We start from the raw sequence: 18325 nt of genomic DNA, 5'->3' as shown, positions 1-18325 counted from the left end.
AGGGAAAAGGCCAATCATGATCGGTATTGCTGCCGTCACCGTGCTGCTGGCATTTGCGTTCACCTTTACCAACGGCTTTCAGGATGCGAGTTCGGTGGCCGCAACCCTCATCGCCTCCCGTTCAGCGACACCGAAGCAGGGGATCATCATGGTGGCCTCGATGGCATTTCTCGGCGCCGTCATGGGGGGGAGCGCCGTCGCCTTCACCCTCTCCGGCCTGATCACCATCGATTCGGGCGTCCAGACGGTTTTCGTGCTGCTGGCGGCGATCACCGGCGCCACCGCCTGGAACCTGCTGACCTGGCGCTACGGCCTCCCCTCGTCGTCGACGCACGCCCTGATCGGCGGACTGATCGGCGCCGCCATCGCCGCTGCAGGGATAGACAGCGTCTTCTGGGGGGTTACCGAACTCACGGAGATGCATGAGATGGCAGGGGTTGTCAAGATCCTCTTCTTCTTCGTGGCATCGGTGGGGATCGGGTTTGCCGGGAGCTACCTGATGCACCGCACGACGTCCCTGCTCCTCCGGAACGCCGATCGTTCTGCCAACAGGACGATTGTGCGCCTGAACTGGGCCGCCGCCTCGATCATGGCCTTTTCCAACGGTGCAAACGACTCGCAGAAGCAGCTTGGCATCATCGCACTCGTGCTCTTCGCCGCCGGTCAGTCGGCCACCCTGGATGTACCACTCTGGGCGCGGCTGGGGTGTGCAGTGCTGCTTGCCGCCGGCACCCTGGGCGGCGGGTGGCGGATCATGAAGACCCTCGGCAGGAGAATTTTTGAGATCGAACCCATCCACTCCTTTGACTCACAGGTCTTTTCAGGGGCCTCCATCGCCCTCTCCACCCTCGCCGGAGCACCGGTCTCCTCGACCCATGTCATCACCACATCGGTGATCGGGGTGGGGGCGGCGGAGAACCCGAAGAAGGTGCACTGGCCGGTGGGACGGGAGATCATCGCCGCCATGGTGGTGACGATACCGGTGACGATGGCAATCGGTGCGGCGGTATATCTCGGCATTTCGCCGTTTACAGGGATGTGATCCGATGGACAGGAGAGAGGGAACAGAGGAGAGAAAAAAGCGGCAGGGGATCTTTGCATCGATCTTCCCGCGTGAACATGATTTCGAGCGAATGCTCGCGGATCAGGCGGAACGAACGCTTGAAGGGGTGCAGACGCTGGCGAACTGGCTGGAAACAGAACCCCTACAGGACCCGACCATTCTCGAGGAGATCGAGGACGATGTGGACCGTCTCCGCCACGAGATGGAGGACAAACTGATCACCTCCTTCTCAACACCCTTCGACCGGCAGGACATCTACAGCCTCTCGCGGCAGATGGACTACATCCTGAACTATGCAAAGGAGACGGCGAGTGAGGCATATGCCTTCGGTGTCGAACCTGACACCCCGATCAGGGAGATGGCCGCCGCCCTTCTCCGGGGCACGGGGTGCGTCGTCAGAGGGGTGAGGGTGATGAACCACAACAACGCTGAACTCGAGGAGCAGATCAGGGAGGCACGGGTTGCATTGCACACCCTCGAGCAGGTGTATATCATGGCGATGGCCGACCTCCTGCACAGCGACGATGCAATGGCCGCACTGCGAAAACGAGAGATCTATCACCATCTCCGTGACGGCGGGAGGGCGCTGCGCAATACGGTGGACATCCTCCACCGCACGGTGGTGGGGATCGCATAGGGGACCGTCTTTCTCTCACTGCTCCCAGCAATGAAACAGGGCAGGGATGGACGAAAACCGTGCAGGTGAGGCGACAGGGCGGAGCAATTTAGCTCAACCCTCCCCTTCAACTGAGAGCACCCCTGAATCATATCCCGGCCCCTATCGTAGTGACCGGGGGAGCGGGGGGTGAAACCCCCCATCCGGTGTTTTGCAGGAAGAGCGATCCGCCCCTGACCGGGAGGGGAGACCCCTCCCGGACCCACCCCATCAATGAGATAGGGGCGGGACCGAGAAAATCGTGCAGGTGAGGGGATAGGGCGGAGCAATTCAGCTCAACCCTCCCCTTCAACTGAGAGCACCCCTGAATCATATCCCGGCCCCTATCGTAGTGACCGGGGGGAACGGGGGGTGGAACCCCCCATCCAGTGTTTTGCAGGAAGAGCGATCCGCCCCTGACCGGGAGGGGAGAACCCAATCGAACGGTGCGGGCCACACCGGATGCGTCCATTGATATCGTCCGGGCGCCCACCCTCCTGTATGGCACAGTGCAATGCATCCCATATCCTGGTGGGTTCCCAGACCGAAGCGCAGGAGATCATCGAGCGGGTCCGCTCTGGTGAGAACTTCGAGGCGCTCGCCCGTAAACACTCGAAGTGTCCGTCAGGGAAGGACGGCGGCAGCCTCGGGTGGTTCGGACGCGGTCAGATGGTCGCACCCTTCGAGAAGGCCTGCTTTGCCGGGAAAGAGGGTGATGTCGTCGGTCCGGTGAAGACCCAGTTCGGCTGGCACGTGATCCGGATCAACGGCAAAAAATAATCTTTTTTTCAGGTCGGGGAAAGGGATCAACCCTCCTGAACGCCCCGCTCCGCCGCAATACGCGCCCGCGCCCGCTCCGCGTATCCCTCATCGGAATCGATGCAGACAAAGTGACGTCCGGCCCTGAGGGCGGCGACGCCGGTGGTCCCGGAACCGGCGAAGGGGTCCAGGACGACATCGCCCCGGTAGGTGTAGAGCTGGATGCAGCGGTACGGGAGTTCGACCGGGAAGGGGGCCGGATGACCCACCTTTCGTGCCGATTCGGTGGGGAATGTCCAGACACTCTTCGTCCATTCCAGGAATTCGTCCCTCTTGATGGTGTCCTCACGCCCCTGTTTCGGCCGTTTATAGGTGCCCCTGGAGAAGACCAGGATATATTCATGGACGTCCCGAAGGGTGGGGTTCGAGGCGGAGCACCAGCTCCCCCATGCAGTCGATACGCCGGCGCCCGAGGCCTTGTTCCAGATGATCTCCCCGCGCATCAGGAATCCGATCTCCTCCATCAGCCCGATGATATGACTGTGGTACGGGATGTAGGGTTTTCGGCCCACATTAGCCACATTGATGCAGACCCGTCCGCCTGGCACGAGCACCCGCCAGGTTTCGGCAAGCACGGTGCGCAGGAGATCGCGGTACTCCCCCAGGTCGAGGTCGTCGTCATAAGACTTGCCAACATTGTAGGGCGGCGATGTGACCATCAGGTGCACGCTCCGGTCGGGGAGGGATTCCATCCGCCTGCTGTCCATGCAGAGGATCTGATCCCGAAGGGCAGGGGGAAGTTCATTCTCCCCTTCTTCCCCCCCTGCTCTCTCCAGCCGGTCAGAATAGATTTTTCTGCGGTAAAAGGCGCTTGAATCGTGACATTCGCGCTTTGAAACGCCAAACGAACTCGTCTGTGAACGCATTGCGCGCGGACCGACCCTTTTTTTGCAGACCGGGCAGGTCGGTCGGATTGCGGTCCCCGAATACTCCCATCCATGACCGCATGAGGGGCAGATGAGGTGCATTGATCCATCTATGCGCCCTGCCGTAATAGGAATACCGAAACAACAGGGCAGTCTGATACCGGGGGAGTGGATGAAATCGGGCGCTGAGACAACCGTCCCATTACAACCCCGAGGAATAATAAAAACATTTAAATATTGAGCGTTCCACCTTAGGTTCGGTGCAACAATGCCGAAAGGAAAATTCGAGGTTTATCACGACAAGGGTGGGGAGTTCAGGTTCAGGCTGAAGGCATCCAACGGCCAGATCATTGCCGTGAGCCAGGGCTACAAATCCCGGGAATCCTGCCTGAAGGGGATTGAGAGTGTGAAAAACAACGCTCCGAATGCCGAGGTCTTTGAAGTCGAGATTTAACCCATTTTTCCGACAATCCGACTCTGAAACCCAGACATTTCATCCCATTCCCGCCAGGGACGAGCGGGATAGAGGAGTCGGAGCGCCCGGATCCACGCGCCTCCTCTCCCATTTCCTCCTCAGCGTCTGACCGTTTGAGCCCCTCTTCTCAGATACTTTGATTTATCAGCAGATCTATCTGGCAGCGGCAGAAGGGGGGAGAAGATGGCAAAACTTGAATTGGTACAGAAACGGCCTGATCTCGAAGAAATGAAGGCGATGCATGATGTCGACGGCCTCATGGAGGTCCTGAGGACACACGAGGAGGAGGGGAACCGTGCAGCCCTGACACTCGCGCGACTGGGGACAGAGGCGCTGGATCCGTTGATCGATGCCCTGAAAAGTAAAAACGAGGCGGTCCAGTGGAAAGCGGCCATGGCCATCGGAGAGATGGGGAGTCCTGCGGTCGAAACCCTGATCAGCACGATCAGAAGCAGTGAGAGGCGGGTACAGCTCCCGGCACTCTGGGCACTGGAGCAGATCGGCGATGAGTTGGCCGTCGATTTCTTCATCGGCATCCTGGACCATAAAAGCGACTACTGCAGGCAGCTGGCGGCCGCATCTCTCCTGAAGATCGGCAATGAACGGGGGGAGATGGCAGCCAGAAAACGCCTTTCACAGGAGAGCGAGAGTTTCAGAGGGATCGTTGCCGAGATGATCGAGGGCAGCTGATCCTCGTACCAGGAGCACGAACAGGGATGGGAGGGATCGTCCCCTCCATCCCGGAATGATGCCTATTTTTTCACCTCTGAGAAGAGACGGTCGAGGATCTCCGGGGCACGGTCCCTGAGACCGAAGCCGACGATGATCGCAATCGCCGCACCGATGCCGATGCCGACGCCCCAGGCGATCGGTTCGATGAAGACATAGATGATGGTCAGGTCAATCGCAAGCTGGGTCAGGGCCAAGATGATCACGACAAAGTAGAGGAAGATCCGGAGCATCAGGACGAGCGGGGCAATGAGAGCGACCCCGGCACCGGAACCCAGTTTCTCCACAAAGTCCGCAAACAGGTCCACCAGGATGATCCCGACGACGAGGATGATGATGAAGGCGGCGATATTGGGAATGTAGGCGACGATATTTGCCATCATTGTCGAGAGCATCTCGATCTGGAGAACATTGGTTGCTGCCATGATGGCAATCAGATAGATGAACCAGCGTATCAGAAGATCGAAGAGGTGCACAATATTTGTGCCTGATTTTTCAATCGAGTCTCCCATCGAGGTCTTCCGGAGGGCGTCATCCACACCGATCCGGTCCAGGAACATGGAGACATATTTCCCGAGCAGTCGTCCGATGATCCACCCCAGGATCAGGATGATCACTGCGGCAATCAGGTTCGGCAGAAAGGCGATGACCCCCCCGGCCGTGTCGGTTACATAATCCACGACATTCGCCATAACGCATCGGCCGAGGATTATATTGATACAGTATATAATTTTCGGAGGGCGGAATGGCGGAAAAAACCCGCTCAAACCAATGAAAACCTAAAAATATCCCCTTAATTCATCCAATATCGAAGGCAAACCTGACCGGTTCACCCCATCCCGATCTGGATCGCCGTCGGATAGGCCCGGACCATCGCAAACACGATCGCATTCGAGACCCAGAGACGACCGTCCCGCATCTTTCTCTGTTCGCTCAGTTCTCCGAGCGACTGCAGGGCGCGGACCGCCACGGCGTCGGTGAGATAATAACTGTCCCGGACGTCCGGTGAGAAGCGGAAGATGATCGGCAGCAGGAGGCGTTCGTGCAGGTCCGCGGGCAAACGCTCGCCGATATCCCGGATGACGGCGGGGTCGAAACGGTAGTCTGATCCGTCCTTTGCCGTGGCAGACGGGCGCTCCTCACCGAGCAGTCTGGCAAGACTCTTTCGTTCGGTCACCAGTCCGGCATTGATCCGCCCGATCTCCAGGATCATCCACCGGCGCAGCACGGATTCCTCGGTGATCTCCGGCCGATATGACATGAACCCCCCTGTGGAGACCGCGGATATGAACCTTCGCACAGGGGGCAGAGGGGGCGGGCAGGTCTTCCCTCCTGCCTCTCTCCATTCTGCCCGGATCTCCCCTCTCGCCCGAATGAGGGGACCTGGATTTGCGGCGACATCCATCGCTTTTCCTGCCCCACACGGCCCCGATTCTATCCCCCTCCCCCCGACAGGATGTCTGCACGCCGGCAGGGGGTTCACAGCACCAATATGGAGGGATATATCCTCTTCATACTCAGATCCAACAACAGAATGTCGTTTTTACCGGATCTCAACGCATGTGTCGATTTCGATCGCTCAGAATCGGAAATACCGGACAATATGACGGATTCAGGACGGGGGCTTCAGATCCTCCCGACTGCCGGTCGATCATCCGGCCCGCCCCTCCCCGCACCGGACCGGATCAGGGAAATATCCGGGGAGACAAACGCCCTCCATGCAGCAGATATGGACCGGCGGAGACCTGACGTTCTCCTACTGCACAGTGCAGGACCTGCCAGAGATATCCCGGATGCTCGCAAAGGAATCGGTCTGCAGGTGGATGTTCTTCGGACCGAACACCGCGGAGGTCACCAGGTCCTATTTTCTCCCCCTGATCGAGGGGATGGAGGCGGCGTTCAGGGAGGGGAGGACGCCGGACTGCCATGTGTTCACGGCGAGAATCCGGCATTCAGGAGAGTTTGTGGGGCAGTGCGCCCTCCTGCCGGTCGATTTCAGTCCGGGTTCATACCTGATCGGCTACCAGCTCGACGACCCGCATTGGCGAAAGGGCTACGGCACCCTGTGCTGCCGTTTTCTGGTCTATTTTGCCTTCGTCGTCCTCGATGGCCACCGCCTGAACGGTGATACCGTCGCCGATCATGCGGCGTCGCGACGGGTGATGGAGAAATGCGGGTTCGTGCCGGAGGGGTGCCAGAGGGGCTACTGGCATGCACGGGGCGGGGATCATGATCGTGTGCTCTATGGTCTGCTGAAGAGCGACCTCAGCACAGAAGACCTCTCTGCCATTGCAGGAGCGTTCACGGCATCCTGAGGAGGGGGGGCGGGCCCGCTCATCCCTCATCCCGGGCAGGTATCCGCTCCCTGACAGAGGCGACGATCCCCATGAACTCCTCCCCGTCACCCGCCGCCCCGCCAAAGCCCACTGCACCCGAGCGCCCGAGGGTGCGGGCGAGGTCCCCTTCGGAGTGTCCGCAACGCTCCAGCAGGGCACGCGCCTCCTCGTCGGTGACCTCGGTGCCGTCACCCTCCTGCCAGGAGACCAGGATCCGCAAGGCCCGCGTCGCCATCCGGTAGGCCGCCGGGACATCTCCATCCGCATAGGCCGCCTCAGCCACATCGAGAAGACGCAGGCACTCCTCGACCGGATCTTTTAAAGGAACGGCTGTGGGCGGATCAGGATCATCGCTCGTTTCCGGCGTTTCATCCCGCATCCGCATGAGGAGGAGATAGATGGCGGCGATCATGGCAAGAAAGATGAATGCCGCTGCCAGCGGCACGAGCGGCAGGGGCGCCTGCCGCTCCATCTCCACCGCCGTCACCGTGCCGTTCTCTACCACAGCGGTGATCGAGGCCGTTTCGTTCTCCGGTCCGGTAAAGGAGATCGCCACATCCGTCCGCTCGGGCGTGGTGTTGACCACCGAACCCGACGGCAGAAAACCCTCAGATTCAAGCCCCTCCAGATAGGAGCCGTAGGTGGCGTTCGATGCGAGCGCCGCGGGCATCACTCCCATGCCGGGCGACGCCTGACGCAGATACTCCACCGCCCCGTCCTCCATCGCCCCCTCCAGGTCGACCGCATCGGCGCCGTCCATGGCATGGGTCTCAGAGAAGGTGCCGGAGGTGTTCGATGAGGGGTCGAGGGCGGAAGCGGTGCGGGTATATCCGGCCTCCTCCAGCGCCTCCGTCACCGAGCGGTAGGTCGGATCGGCACGAAGCGCCTGGCCGAACGCCTCCTTCTCGGCCTCAAGCCGTCTGCTCTCCTCCTGCAGGTGCTCCCTGAGGGCATCGGCGTCCTGCGCCATCTGGCCCTCCTGCAGGGCATCCCGCGGTGCCTGCCCGGCGGTGGCGGACGAAGACTGACCGGCAGAGGTGGACGAAGACTGCTGTTCGGTGCCGGCGAGCGGTCCCTGCGACGCCTGCTGGCTCGAGGGCTCCCCACCGTATTGCACCGTAATCGGGCCCAGGTTCACCTCCCGATCGGTTCCCGAACGGCTGTAATCAAATGAGATGCTCAGGACGACGGTGCCCGCCTCATCGCGGGCAGGCAACCCGATCACGAACTCCTCCATATCCGAACGGACGGAGAAGGACTCGGCCCGCATCGAAGTCCGCACACTCGATATGCCGCCGCTCTCCGCCGTCACGCTCGTGCGGTAGGTGATCATGCCCGGGATGTCGGCACCCCAGGAGTTCTGCACAGAGACCGGGATCTCCACCTCCTCCCCCAGGGGCACGACATACTCAGATTGTGCGGTGGAGAAAGTGACCTCTCCGGCCATCGCCGCACCGCCAAGGGAGCAGAGCAGCAGGAAGAGCAGAAGGGCGGGGGTGCGCCTCACTGGATGATCCTCCCCGGGCCGTATCGGAGATAGAGCTCGACCAGCAGCACGACAACGGCGGCGGCAAAGAAGAGGTCCCTGATGGACCGCTCTTCGGGTTCTCGCCTGATCTCGCCGTTCAGGTCGGCATAGATCGCAGAGAGCGTCTGTTCATCGACCGAACGGTAGTAGGCACCCTGTGTCGCCTGCGCAATCCCCTGCAGGGTCGCCTCATCCACCTCGGCATACTGCGGGTTCCCGAACCAGTCATACCCCATCACCGTCGGCGTGTCGGAGCCCAGTCCGACGGTAAAGACCTGGACATTGCGCTCCTGCGCAAAGGCCCCGGCCTCGGAGGGGGAGATCACGCCGGCATTGCTGACGCCGTCAGAGAGGAGGATGACCACTTTTTTTCGGTTCGGTATCGAATCGGCCATATCGATGCCGAGGGCGAGGCCGTCACCAAGCGCCGTCTGCCCCTCCCTGGGCCTGACGGCCGCCAGTTTCTCTTTCACCCGTCCATGGTCGGGGCTCAGGTAGGCGGCGGTCGTCGCCCCGGACTCAAAGAGCACCACGCCCGCATAATCGTTGGCGCCGAGGTGGTCGAGGAGAATGGACGCCGCCGACTTCGCCGCCTCAAGCCGCGTCGGCGAGTAGTCGGTCGCCTGCATGCTCCCGGAGACGTCCATCACCAGCACCACGTTCACCCCCTCCTCCGTGCCCTCCAGCGGGATGTGCGGATCGGCAAGACCGACCAGGATGAGGCCGATGGCAAGCAGGGAGAGGAGGAAGAGGTTCCGCACCCGCCTGGAGCCCTGCCTGTCGGCGAGCACGCTCTTCAGAAAGGAAACCCCGGAAAACTCCATCGCCGCCGCCTTCTTCCGGGCGGTCACCACATGCCGGAGATACCAGAGGATGGGGAGGATGAGAAGGCCGAGGAGCCATGCCGGATGGTAAAAACCAGGCATATCAGCACACCCCCACCTTTCTCGGGGCGAACAGGCGCCTGAGCGCCGTCTCGCACCCCTCCTCCGTCGTCAGGCAGACGGAGGGCACCCGCGCCCGCCGGAACACAGCGGCAAGGTCCCCCTCCCAGGCGGCGACGGCATCCGCATAGGCACTGCGCAGCACCTCGTCCGATGTATCGACGAGCACCTGCTCGCCGCTCTCCGGGTCCTCGAGTTCGATCAGGCCCACATCAGGAAGGTGCCGCTCACGCGGGTCGATCACCCTGATGGCGGTGACCTCATGGCGCCCGCAGAGGAGACGGAGGGTGTCCGAGAAAGAGGGAGTGGCAAAGTCAGAGACCACAAACACCGAGGCGCGGCGCCGCACCCGTCTGGCCAGAAACCGGAGGGGCACGTTCAGGTCAGTCCCGCGCCCACGGGAATCGTTTCTGATCAGGGTGTCGATCAGGGCCACGGCATGGCCCCGCCCCTTTCGTGCCGGGATAAAACCCTCCACCCGGTCGGTGAAGGTGAGAAGACCGGCGGAGTCACCGGCGTTCCGGGCGGCAAAGATCAGGGCGGCCGCAACCTCCAGGATCCGGCGGTGTTTGCTCGTCGCCGAACCGAAGGTGTTCGAGGCCGAGAGGTCCGCCAGGATATAGAAGGTGGCGTCCCGGTCCTCCGAGAACTCCTTGATATAGGGTCTTCCGAATCGGGCGGTCACCTTCCAGTCGATCGCACGCACATCGTCCCCGGGCACATACTCCCGGATCTCCGAGAACTCAATCCCCCGCCCCCTGAACACCGATCCATGCGCACCTGCATAGAGGCCGGAGACCAGGAGACGGGTGGCGACATCGATCCGTGCGACCTGCCGGATCAGGTCCAATCGTTCGGTTGTTGCGTCCAATTGCCTCGCCACCCTCATGGGACCGGCACGTTCTGGAGGATGCGGTCGATGATCCGGTCGGTGCTGACCCCCTCCGCCTCCGCCTCATAGGTGCGGATGATCCGGTGGCGGAGGGAGGGATGGGCGACCTCCTTGACATCGTGCGGGACGATGTAGGTGCGGCCCTGCATCACGGCGCGCCCCTTGGCGCCCAGGATCAGGGAGAGGGAGGCGCGGGGCGAGGCCCCGAAGGCGATGTATCCCTCCATATCAGGGATGAGGGCGGCGGGGTGCCGGGTGGCGTCGACGATCGAGGCCGCATACTCTTTCACGCTCCTATCGGCCCTGATAGAGCGGACATGGGATCGGATCGCCAGCAGAGTGGCGATATCGGTGACGGCACGGGGTTCAGGTCCGGATTCTCCGGTGAACCGGTCCAGGATCGTCACCTCCTCCTCCAGCGAGGGGTATCCCATCAGCACCTTGAACATGAACCGGTCGGTCTGGGCCTCGGGAAGGGGGTAGGTGCCCTCCGACTCGATCGGGTTCTGGGTGGCGAGCACAAAGAAGGGGTCCTCCAGCGGGAAGGTGTCACCCTGGATGGTCACCTGCCGCTCCTGCATCGCCTCGAGCAGGGCGGACTGCACCTTCGGCGGCGCCCGGTTGATCTCGTCGGCCAGGACAAAATGATGGAAAATCGGCCCCCTGACCGTGGTAAAACAACCGTCTGTCTGCCTGAAGATGCGGGTGCCGGTGATGTCCGCAGGGAGGAGGTCGGGGGTGAACTGGATCCGCGCAAACGACCCCTCGATGCAGCGGGCAAGGGTCTGGATGAGGAGGGTCTTTGCGATCCCCGGCACCCCTTCCAGGAGCACGTGCCCTCCGGCGGAGAGCGCCGTGATCATCTGACCGATCACCTCGTCCTGACCGACGATGACCGATTTCAACTCGTGTGTGAGGGCGTCGAGGTGGTCAGCATACTCCTCCGCCCGTACATGTCCCTCTTCCTTCCCTGCTCTCATCTGATCCCTCATGCCGCAACAGGTCCGCACCGGCGGCCCTCTCTGGAAAAGAGATATCATGAACATCCTATAAAAGATTAAACCCTTTTCAACCGCATTTCGAACCACTTATCCCCTTGGCGGCACCACACAACGCTCATGCACCGGATCATCGACTGGGAGGAACTCTGGAAGGCGATATATGCGGGTGGATCCGGCCGTCGGAAAAAGGACCGCGATCCCGGGGCTGCCTGGGACGCAAAGGCGGCGGCCTACGAGTGCGCCGTCCGCGGCGAGGCGGATACGACGGCGCGGGAGATGGAGATGATGGGGCTCCTCCCCTCCGACACCGTCCTTGACATGGGCGCCGGCACCGGTCGCCTCGCCGTCCCGATGGCCCGTCGGGTCGCCCACGTCACCGCACTCGACCCCTCGGAGGGGATGCTCGGGCGGCTTTCGGCGCACATGCAGGAGGCAGGGCTGGACAACTACACCCTGCTCCGGATGCGCTGGGAGGATGCGATCATCGGGGAGAACGTCCCTGTCCATGACACAGTTGTCGCCGCTTATTCCCTGGGTTTTTATGATATCGGGACAGCGCTGAAAAAGATCGACGCCGCCGCACGCCGGTGCGTCTGCCTCTTCTGGCATGCAGGCGAGTGGCGGAGCGGGGATGAAACGGCACTCAGAGAGGCGGCATTCGGAACCGAAGAGCGGCATGCCGGCTATCCGGACCATCTCTTCCTGATCAACATCCTGCACGATATGGAGATCTATGCCGATGTCACGGTCTACGAGACCACGGTGGAGAGCAGGTATCCCTCGGTGGAGGTGGCGGCAGAGCAGTGGTCCACCCTGCATGAAACCCCTCCGGAGACCCTCGATCTGGTCACCGACCATTTCACAAGGATGCTCCACCCGGACGGAGAGGGCGGGTATATCCACCGGAAACAGCGGCGCCAGGCGATGATTCACTGGGAAAAAGAGGCGTGAATCACCGCCTTCGCACCCATCACACCGGCAACGGCGCTCTCCTTCCGGCATGTGCATCCACAGATATATCTAAACCCGCTTCGCGCCCACCTCCTGATCGTGCAAACACCCATCCGGCCCCCTTCTGCAGAGCGGCTTATCGAGACTATCCGTGAAGAGCTGCCCTCCCTTGTCAGTCTGTACCGGGATCTTCATGCCCGCCCCGAACTCTCCGGCGAAGAGGAGGAGACCGCCGACCGACTGGCGCAGGAACTCCGTGAGGCCGGGTGTACGGTGACAACCGGTATCGGGGGTCATGGTGTGGTCGGGGTTCTCCTGAACGGCCCCGGCCCGGTGATGATGATCCGGGCGGACATGGACGCCCTGCCGCTGAACGAGGAGACCGGGCTTGCCTATGCAAGCCGCCACCCCGGCGTGATGCACGCCTGCGGCCACGACATCAATATGGCGGCCCTCGTCGGCGCCGTCCGGGCCCTCGCCACACTCAGGGAGAGCTGGTCGGGCACGCTCCTCTGTGTGGGCCAGCCCGCAGAGGAGACCGGGTCCGGCGCACGGGAAATGATCCAGGACGGCCTGTTCACCAGATTTCCGCGCCCCGACGGCGCGGTGGCCGTGCATGTCGGCCCCGACATCCCGGACGGCATGGTCGCAAGCCGGAGCGGCATCCTCTCCGCCGGCAGCGAGACGATCGACCTGACCGTCCGCGGTGTCGGCGGTCATGCCGCACACCCGGACCAGACCCGCGACCCGATTGTGCTGGCCGCCGGGATCATCATGGCCATCCAGACGATCCGGAGCCGCGAGATCGATCCGAACGCCTTCTTCATCCTCTCCGCCGGTCAGATCCATGGGGGACGGAAACACAACGCCATCCCGGACGAGGTGACGCTCGGGATGAGTCTGCGCTACCACAAAGCGGCAGTCCGGGATCAGGGTCTGGCGGCGCTCAGGCGGATCGCCGAGGGGACGGCCATCGCCGCGGGGGTGCCCGCCGACCGCCTCCCCCTGGTCCGGGTGCTCGACCAGTCGGTCCCCCCCCTGATCACCGACCCCGACCTGACCGCCCGCTGTTCGGATGCGGCGGCCAGATACCTGGGCCCGGAACAGGTCGCCACCATCCCGGTGATCTCGGGGAGTGAGGACTTCTCCGTCTTTGCAGAGGAGGGAATACCCCTCGCCTATTTCCGTATCGGGACGGCCCCGGCGGATGGCAGCGGAGAGTTCCTTCACTCTCCCCGTTTCGCACCCCCGGCAGAATCCGCCATACTCACGGGCGCCATCGTACTGGCGGCGGCCGTGATCGCAGGGGACGTCGAGCAGGGGTAGAAGGAGGGGACAGGGATGGAACCATGGGTGTTTTCAGGCATTCTGCTCCCGGTTCTGATATTTCTCTCCAGGATCGCCGATGTGACCCTCGGCACGATGCGGATCATCGTGGTCAACCGGGGCATGAAGATCGCCGCCCCCATTCTCGGGTTCTTCGAGATCCTGATCTGGCTGATTGCTATCGGGCAGATCTTCTCAAATCTCACGAATTATGTGAATTATATCGCCTATGCAGGCGGATTTGCGGCGGGCAACTACATCGGCATCATGGTCGAGGAGAAGATCGCCATGGGGCATGCAGTGGTCAGGATCATCGTACAACAGGATGCGAACACCCTGATCGGCACCCTGCGTGGGGCGGGCTACGGCGTGACAGTGATGGACGGGCAGGGGATGGTGGCCCCGAGCAAGGTGCTCTTCACCGTCGTGCGGCGGCGGAATGTCCCGGACGTGATCCGGAAGGTCAGGGAGATCTCGCCAAAGGCCTTCTACTCAGTGGAGGATATCAGGCAATCGGCCGAAGGCACCTTCCCGAAGGGGCGAACCATGCCCGGCGACATCCGCCTCTTCCAGTATTTCAGGAAGGGGAAATGAGGGAAAACCCCTTTATCGGGTAACGGGTTACACCGCACCATGCCCCATGTGACATGGTTCGAGGTGCCCGCCGACGATACCGGGAGGGCAGGCAATTTTTACCGTGAACTCTTCGGCTGGAAGATCGAGCCCTTTCCGGTGCCATTCAAGAAGGATTTCTGGGCGATTTCTGCCGGCGGCGGCATCGGCGGCGACCTCTTCAGGCGGGAGGAGGCGGGTCAGTGCATGATGCTCTATATCGACGTGCTGTCGATCGATGACTATCTGGAGCGGATCAGGGATCTCGGCGGGAGGGTGCTGACCGGAAGGACTGCCGTGCCGGGCATGGGCTGGCTGGCAGTCTGTGAGGATACGGAGGGCAACCGGTTCGGGCTCTGGCAGGGGGAGTCAGAGGAGTGAGACGGCGAGGGCGATACAGGAGAGAAGCAGAAACGCCTTGAGAGCGGCCATATTCAGTTTGGCGGCGGCGATCGCATTCCCCCGGTGGTCAGGGGAACGGAGACCGGCGATGCCCACCGCAAGCGGCAGGAGGGATGCCGCCGCAATGGCCGGATAGATGAGGGATACCGCCGCCCCTGCCAGAAACAGCCCGGATCCTGCGGCTGCAGTGGATGCGATCAGTCGATACGCATTTTTTCTGCCGTTCCGTGCAACATATGTCCATTTTTCGACGGCGCGATCGCATTCCAGGTCCGGGAGTTCCACCGTCAGGATAAAAAATAGACCCAGACAGAGGAGTGGCAGCATTATCACGGCAAAACCGGCGTTCAACTCCCCGGCAGCGGCGATGTATCCGGCACCGGGCATGAACAGTCCGAAGGCCGTCATCGTCGCCGCCTCGCCCATACCCCGGTAGGCGAGGGAGAGGGGCGGGGCCGTGTAATACCATCCGGTAAGGGCACCGGCAACCGCAAACGGGAAGAATACCGGCGGGATGGCGGTGAACACCACGCACACAGCGGCCGAGAGAACCGAGACGGCGATGAGGAGCAGGGCGATCCGGCGGGCCGCTCCGGCAAGGTCGGGGCGCACGAGCAGCACCCCGCTCCCGCCTGAGAGGGGGGTCTGCATCCCCTTCCTATCGCTCTGCCGGTCGAAATAATCGTTGGAGAAGGAGACCGATGCCTGACCGGTAAGCAGGACGAGAAGGGGAAGGAGAAGGAGATCGATCTGGACTGCCGCCCCGTTCCAGGCCGCACACAGCACCCCGAAGAAAAACAGGAGTATACCGCCAGGGAGAAACGGAAGCCTGGCCATCCTGATAAGGGCCGGGATGGACGGGGCGTCGGGCGGCACCATGAGCACAGGAGAGGATCTCACAGAGATAAGCCTGACGGTGCGCGGAGGGGGTGATGGAAAATCTATAATATGGGGGGGCGCCAGTGCGCCGTATATGATCCGGATCTTCCAGCGCCCCAGGATTGTAGCGAGCAGGTGCGTCGAGTTCGACCACTGCCGCTGGAACGGCGACATGATCGGCAGCAATGTGGTCCGGGCGCTCAAGGGGTATGCCGAATTCGTCCCCGTCTGCCCGGAGGTGGAGATCGGGCTGGGCGTTCCGAGGAAACCGGTGAGACTCGTCGCATCCGGCGAGGGGGTGCGTCTTGTCCAGCCTGAGAGCGGGATGGATGTCACGGAGAGGATGAGGGCGTTCTCAGACAGATACCTCGACGCCATCGGTGATATCGACGGCTTTATCCTGAAGTCCCGCTCCCCCTCCTGCGGGACCAAGGACGTGCGGATATACCGCTCACCAGAAACTGCACAGGTGGCGGAAAAAGGCAGAGGACTCTTTGCAGAGGCAGTATTCTCCAGATTTCCCGACATGCCGATCGAAGACGAGGGGAGACTGCGGAACCGGCAGATCCGGGAATATTTCCTCACCCGCCTCTTCACTCTGGCGGAGTTCAGGCAGGTGCAAACGTCGGAGCGGATCCGCGACCTCCAGGCATTCCACGCCCGCAACAAGTTCCTGCTCATGGCATACAACCAGGGTGAACTGGAGCACCTCGGCCGGATTGTCGCAAACCCGGACAGAAAGGCGTTTGCAGAGGTGGTGCAGGACTACAGGGCCCATCTGATCGCCGCCCTCCACCACCCCCCCCGCTACACCGCGACCATCAATGCGCTCATGCACGCCTTCGGGCACTTCAGCGATGAACTCACCCCTGATGAAAAAACCCTCTTCCTTGACACACTCGAACGCTACCGGCAGGACAGGGTGACGATCTGCCCGAACCTCACCATCCTGCGGTCCTGGATCGCACGCTTCGGGGACGAATATCTGGGAGAGCAGACATTTTTCACGCCGTTCCCCCCGGACCTGGTCGAGGTGGCCCCTGATCTCTCCCATGAGGGGCGGGAATACCGGGAAGTGGCACCGGAAGGGTGATGGATCCATGCCCTCAACACCTGTACCAATGACGATCTGGCAGTGCATGCTCCTGCTCCTGCTGAGCATGGCGGTGACGGCGGGGTGCATCGGGGCACCGGACGGCACCCTCCCTCCCCCGGTCAGGTTCACGATGGAGGCGGTCCACACCGGCGGCACCCCGGACGAGATCCTGGTCCGCGTCGTCCCGGAGAGTGCCGAACCGGCCGAATACTCGGTGACCTATACGATGACCCTCGGTTCGACCACTCTCGATGCGGTCGCCGGGCGGACCTATACAGACATCTCCGCCACACACCCCATCGAACTCCCGCCGGCGCCGGCACAACCGGGCGTCCCCCTCACCGTCGAGGTGATGGTGCTGGACCGGTGGGGGCGCACCGTCCATGATGCCACCGCCACCTATACACCGGGCACAGGTGGAGGGGAGCGGGAGATCACCCCCTCCCCCTGATCCTCAGGTGGTCGGATAGCCCGAGGCCCTCCACTGCACAATCCCGCCCTGCATATCATAGAGATCATCAAACCCCATCTCCGCCATGATTGCGGTGGCGGCGGCACTCCGCACCGCCGTCCGGCAGTAGACGAGATAGGTCGCCGAGCGATCGAGACGGTCGATCCCGTCCCTGAATGCCGGATCATAATAATCAATATTGATCGCACCTTCGATGTGCCCGGAGAGATATTCTTCAGGCGTCCTGACATCCAGAATCACAAAGGAGGGGTCGCCCTGCCGTTCCTCGATCAATGAACGCGCCCCTGACACATCGATCTCCCGCACACCCCCGTCCTCCCCGCCGGTGCACCCAGGGGCAGCGAGCACCAGCACCGCCATCAGGAGCAGCGCCGCCCCGCCCCATCGAACCATGGTGGGGGTGATCACCAGGGATGGGAAATACCTTTCCACACCCGGAGTCCCTCGACGGAGACACGGCATCGGCTGGAGGTATGCGGCGTCATCCCGCAGGGATGGGTTTATATCGGGGACTACCATAACTGGCGTGATGGTCCAGATGGGATTTCCCGCAATCGCCTTTATACCGCTCTTCTCATCCGAGGTGATCCTGGTCCTCGGTCTGCTGATGATTCCGGTGCTCCTCCTCTATCTCTATATCATCATCAGCGAGGAGGCATTCGAACTAGCAGGGATGCCGGCACTGAGTGCGATACTGATGACCATCGGGGCACTGATCGGCAGTTTCATCGACATCCCATTTTATGCCATCGAGAACGTGACGCTGGCCGTGAACGCCGGCGGTTGTCTCATCCCCCTGATCATCTCGGTCGAACTCATCGCACGGCGGCGGGTGCGACCCGGACCCATGATCCTCGCCGTCCTCTTCGTTGCGGCGGTCTCCTACTACTTTTCGACACCGACACCGGGTCAGGGCATCCTGATGCCCTTCTATATCGCACCGCTAGCCGGGGCGTTTGCCGGCATCCTGATGACCGGGGCCGACATCACGGCGCCGGGCACCGCCTATGCCGCCGGGGCGATGGGCACCCTGCTCGGCGCCGACATCTTCCACCTGGTCACGCCGGGGACCATCGGTCATATCGCCGCCGGATCGGCATCTGTCCTCTCCATCGGGGGAGCGGGCGTCTTCGACGGCATCTTCCTCACCGGAATCTTCGCGGTCTTTCTGGCCGCCCTGATCGCACGGCGGATCCGGGGGGAGGGGAAGGGGGCAGAACCAGGCCGCCAGCCTGATGCATCTCAATGACGGATCTCCCCACCAGGGGCGCTTCCAGGA

At 62.2% G+C, this 18325-nt stretch carries 22 protein-coding genes; 13 read left to right on the top strand and 9 right to left on the bottom strand.

Annotated features, from left to right (window positions below; genetic code table 11):
• Positions 1 to 16: 16 nt before the first annotated feature.
• The 3 genes from CUJ86_RS03385 (at position 17) to CUJ86_RS03375 (ending at position 2498) form a co-directional block, all read left to right on the top strand.
• Positions 17 to 1042, top strand: coding sequence for an inorganic phosphate transporter (locus CUJ86_RS03385; RefSeq protein ID WP_130646133.1), 1026 nt, complete (start codon positions 17 to 19; stop codon positions 1040 to 1042).
• A 4-nt stretch (positions 1043 to 1046) separates the two neighbouring features.
• Positions 1047 to 1700: a DUF47 domain-containing protein gene (locus CUJ86_RS03380; RefSeq protein WP_130646132.1), complete on the top strand. Its 654-nt coding sequence runs from the start codon at positions 1047 to 1049 to the stop codon at positions 1698 to 1700.
• A gap of 519 nt (positions 1701 to 2219) precedes the next feature.
• On the top strand, positions 2220 to 2498 hold the full coding sequence (locus CUJ86_RS03375; protein WP_130646131.1) for a peptidylprolyl isomerase: 279 nt from the start codon (positions 2220 to 2222) through the stop codon (positions 2496 to 2498).
• Positions 2499 to 2524: 26 nt separating this feature from the next.
• On the opposite strand, the gene CUJ86_RS03370 is transcribed toward CUJ86_RS03375, so the two are convergent.
• Entirely contained in the window at positions 2525 to 3244 is a 720-nt protein-coding gene (locus CUJ86_RS03370; RefSeq protein WP_235855562.1) for a DNA-methyltransferase, read from the bottom strand.
• Positions 3245 to 3671: 427 nt separating this feature from the next.
• On the opposite strand from CUJ86_RS03370, the gene CUJ86_RS03365 reads away from it, so the two are divergent.
• Together CUJ86_RS03365 and CUJ86_RS03360 are read left to right on the top strand one after the other, a co-directional pair.
• Positions 3672 to 3857 (top strand): YegP family protein, encoded by a 186-nt coding sequence (locus CUJ86_RS03365; RefSeq protein ID WP_130646129.1) that lies wholly within the window; start codon positions 3672 to 3674, stop codon positions 3855 to 3857.
• Between the two features lie 204 nt (positions 3858 to 4061).
• The gene (locus tag CUJ86_RS03360; RefSeq protein ID WP_130646128.1) at positions 4062 to 4568 is read left to right on the top strand and encodes a HEAT repeat domain-containing protein; all 507 of its coding nucleotides are present in this window, start codon (positions 4062 to 4064) and stop codon (positions 4566 to 4568) included.
• A gap of 62 nt (positions 4569 to 4630) precedes the next feature.
• Here the strand turns inward: CUJ86_RS03360 and CUJ86_RS03355 are convergent, their stop codons facing one another.
• Positions 4631 to 5299: a mechanosensitive ion channel family protein gene (locus tag CUJ86_RS03355; protein WP_130646127.1), complete on the bottom strand. Its 669-nt coding sequence runs from the start codon at positions 5297 to 5299 to the stop codon at positions 4631 to 4633.
• A gap of 137 nt (positions 5300 to 5436) precedes the next feature.
• Positions 5437 to 5868, bottom strand: coding sequence for a DUF61 family protein (locus CUJ86_RS03350; RefSeq protein ID WP_130646126.1), 432 nt, complete (start codon positions 5866 to 5868; stop codon positions 5437 to 5439).
• A gap of 457 nt (positions 5869 to 6325) precedes the next feature.
• On the opposite strand from CUJ86_RS03350, the gene CUJ86_RS03345 reads away from it, so the two are divergent.
• Positions 6326 to 6922 carry a GNAT family N-acetyltransferase gene (locus tag CUJ86_RS03345; RefSeq protein WP_130646125.1) on the top strand — a complete coding sequence of 199 codons (597 nt, stop codon included), beginning with the start codon at positions 6326 to 6328 and terminating at the stop codon, positions 6920 to 6922.
• 19 nt (positions 6923 to 6941) lie between these two features.
• Here the strand turns inward: CUJ86_RS03345 and CUJ86_RS03340 are convergent, their stop codons facing one another.
• The 4 genes from CUJ86_RS03340 to CUJ86_RS03325 are packed head-to-tail and all read right to left on the bottom strand — an operon-like array spanning position 6942 to position 11287.
• Positions 6942 to 8450 carry a hypothetical protein gene (locus tag CUJ86_RS03340; RefSeq protein WP_130646124.1) on the bottom strand — a complete coding sequence of 503 codons (1509 nt, stop codon included), beginning with the start codon at positions 8448 to 8450 and terminating at the stop codon, positions 6942 to 6944.
• On the bottom strand, positions 8447 to 9397 hold the full coding sequence (locus tag CUJ86_RS03335) for a vWA domain-containing protein (RefSeq protein ID WP_130646123.1): 951 nt from the start codon (positions 9395 to 9397) through the stop codon (positions 8447 to 8449). Before CUJ86_RS03335 ends, CUJ86_RS03340 begins: the two co-directional genes overlap by 4 nt.
• Before the next feature lies 1 nt (position 9398).
• Positions 9399 to 10286, bottom strand: a complete 888-nt coding sequence (locus tag CUJ86_RS03330; RefSeq protein ID WP_235855561.1) for a DUF58 domain-containing protein — start codon at positions 10284 to 10286, stop codon at positions 9399 to 9401.
• Positions 10287 to 10300: 14 nt separating this feature from the next.
• A complete protein-coding gene (locus CUJ86_RS03325) occupies positions 10301 to 11287 on the bottom strand; it encodes an AAA family ATPase (protein ID WP_130646121.1) in 987 nt (328 codons plus the stop codon).
• A 138-nt stretch (positions 11288 to 11425) separates the two neighbouring features.
• Here CUJ86_RS03325 and CUJ86_RS03320 point away from each other — a divergent pair, with 138 nt between their 5' ends.
• The 4 genes from CUJ86_RS03320 to CUJ86_RS03305 all read left to right on the top strand — a co-directional run bounded on the left by CUJ86_RS03320 (position 11426) and on the right by CUJ86_RS03305 (position 14578).
• On the top strand, positions 11426 to 12259 hold the full coding sequence (locus tag CUJ86_RS03320; RefSeq protein ID WP_130646120.1) for a class I SAM-dependent methyltransferase: 834 nt from the start codon (positions 11426 to 11428) through the stop codon (positions 12257 to 12259).
• A gap of 99 nt (positions 12260 to 12358) precedes the next feature.
• On the top strand, positions 12359 to 13585 hold the full coding sequence (locus CUJ86_RS03315; RefSeq protein ID WP_165394753.1) for a M20 metallopeptidase family protein: 1227 nt from the start codon (positions 12359 to 12361) through the stop codon (positions 13583 to 13585).
• A gap of 15 nt (positions 13586 to 13600) precedes the next feature.
• The gene (locus CUJ86_RS03310) at positions 13601 to 14179 is read left to right on the top strand and encodes a DUF2179 domain-containing protein (protein WP_130646118.1); all 579 of its coding nucleotides are present in this window, start codon (positions 13601 to 13603) and stop codon (positions 14177 to 14179) included.
• 39 nt (positions 14180 to 14218) lie between these two features.
• A complete protein-coding gene (locus tag CUJ86_RS03305; RefSeq protein WP_130646117.1) occupies positions 14219 to 14578 on the top strand; it encodes a VOC family protein in 360 nt (119 codons plus the stop codon).
• Here CUJ86_RS03305 and CUJ86_RS03300 read toward each other — a convergent pair.
• On the bottom strand, positions 14567 to 15478 hold the full coding sequence (locus CUJ86_RS03300) for a prenyltransferase (protein WP_207231376.1): 912 nt from the start codon (positions 15476 to 15478) through the stop codon (positions 14567 to 14569). The genes CUJ86_RS03305 and CUJ86_RS03300 overlap by 12 nt on opposite strands.
• Before the next feature lie 94 nt (positions 15479 to 15572).
• Between CUJ86_RS03300 and CUJ86_RS03295 the strand changes: the two genes are divergently transcribed.
• Positions 15573 to 16571: a YbgA family protein gene (locus tag CUJ86_RS03295; RefSeq protein ID WP_235855560.1), complete on the top strand. Its 999-nt coding sequence runs from the start codon at positions 15573 to 15575 to the stop codon at positions 16569 to 16571.
• A gap of 7 nt (positions 16572 to 16578) precedes the next feature.
• On the top strand, positions 16579 to 17025 hold the full coding sequence (locus tag CUJ86_RS03290) for a hypothetical protein (protein WP_130646115.1): 447 nt from the start codon (positions 16579 to 16581) through the stop codon (positions 17023 to 17025).
• A 3-nt stretch (positions 17026 to 17028) separates the two neighbouring features.
• On the opposite strand, the gene CUJ86_RS03285 is transcribed toward CUJ86_RS03290, so the two are convergent.
• Entirely contained in the window at positions 17029 to 17439 is a 411-nt protein-coding gene (locus CUJ86_RS03285) for a rhodanese-like domain-containing protein (RefSeq protein WP_165394751.1), read from the bottom strand.
• A gap of 145 nt (positions 17440 to 17584) precedes the next feature.
• Between CUJ86_RS03285 and CUJ86_RS03280 the strand changes: the two genes are divergently transcribed.
• A complete protein-coding gene (locus CUJ86_RS03280) occupies positions 17585 to 18295 on the top strand; it encodes a DUF1614 domain-containing protein (protein WP_235855559.1) in 711 nt (236 codons plus the stop codon).
• Positions 18296 to 18325: the final 30 nt, after the last annotated feature.

It is taken from the genome of Methanofollis fontis (genome assembly GCF_004297185.1).
GTDB classification, from domain to species: Archaea; Halobacteriota; Methanomicrobia; order Methanomicrobiales; family Methanofollaceae; genus Methanofollis; species Methanofollis fontis.
This window is presented reverse-complemented; position numbering and strand designations above follow the sequence as displayed.

Coding starts and splice junctions, on each gene's coding strand:
- CUJ86_RS03300 (WP_207231376.1), bottom strand. CDS start 15,478: ATGGTGCCGCCCGACGCCCCGTCCATCCCGGCCCTTATCAGGATGGCC.
- CUJ86_RS03295 (WP_235855560.1), top strand. CDS start 15,573: ATGATCCGGATCTTCCAGCGCCCCAGGATTGTAGCGAGCAGGTGCGTC.
- CUJ86_RS03285 (WP_165394751.1), bottom strand. CDS start 17,439: ATGGTTCGATGGGGCGGGGCGGCGCTGCTCCTGATGGCGGTGCTGGTG.
- CUJ86_RS03350 (WP_130646126.1), bottom strand. CDS start 5,868: ATGTCATATCGGCCGGAGATCACCGAGGAATCCGTGCTGCGCCGGTGG.
- CUJ86_RS03380 (WP_130646132.1), top strand. CDS start 1,047: ATGGACAGGAGAGAGGGAACAGAGGAGAGAAAAAAGCGGCAGGGGATC.
- CUJ86_RS03385 (WP_130646133.1), top strand. CDS start 17: ATGATCGGTATTGCTGCCGTCACCGTGCTGCTGGCATTTGCGTTCACC.
- CUJ86_RS03345 (WP_130646125.1), top strand. CDS start 6,326: ATGCAGCAGATATGGACCGGCGGAGACCTGACGTTCTCCTACTGCACA.
- CUJ86_RS03370 (WP_235855562.1), bottom strand. CDS start 3,244: ATGGACAGCAGGCGGATGGAATCCCTCCCCGACCGGAGCGTGCACCTG.
- CUJ86_RS03355 (WP_130646127.1), bottom strand. CDS start 5,299: ATGGCGAATGTCGTGGATTATGTAACCGACACGGCCGGGGGGGTCATC.
- CUJ86_RS03325 (WP_130646121.1), bottom strand. CDS start 11,287: ATGAGAGCAGGGAAGGAAGAGGGACATGTACGGGCGGAGGAGTATGCT.
- CUJ86_RS03310 (WP_130646118.1), top strand. CDS start 13,601: ATGGAACCATGGGTGTTTTCAGGCATTCTGCTCCCGGTTCTGATATTT.
- CUJ86_RS03280 (WP_235855559.1), top strand. CDS start 17,585: ATGGGATTTCCCGCAATCGCCTTTATACCGCTCTTCTCATCCGAGGTG.
- CUJ86_RS03335 (WP_130646123.1), bottom strand. CDS start 9,397: ATGCCTGGTTTTTACCATCCGGCATGGCTCCTCGGCCTTCTCATCCTC.
- CUJ86_RS03360 (WP_130646128.1), top strand. CDS start 4,062: ATGGCAAAACTTGAATTGGTACAGAAACGGCCTGATCTCGAAGAAATG.
- CUJ86_RS03290 (WP_130646115.1), top strand. CDS start 16,579: ATGCCCTCAACACCTGTACCAATGACGATCTGGCAGTGCATGCTCCTG.
- CUJ86_RS03365 (WP_130646129.1), top strand. CDS start 3,672: ATGCCGAAAGGAAAATTCGAGGTTTATCACGACAAGGGTGGGGAGTTC.
- CUJ86_RS03320 (WP_130646120.1), top strand. CDS start 11,426: ATGCACCGGATCATCGACTGGGAGGAACTCTGGAAGGCGATATATGCG.
- CUJ86_RS03375 (WP_130646131.1), top strand. CDS start 2,220: ATGGCACAGTGCAATGCATCCCATATCCTGGTGGGTTCCCAGACCGAA.
- CUJ86_RS03305 (WP_130646117.1), top strand. CDS start 14,219: ATGCCCCATGTGACATGGTTCGAGGTGCCCGCCGACGATACCGGGAGG.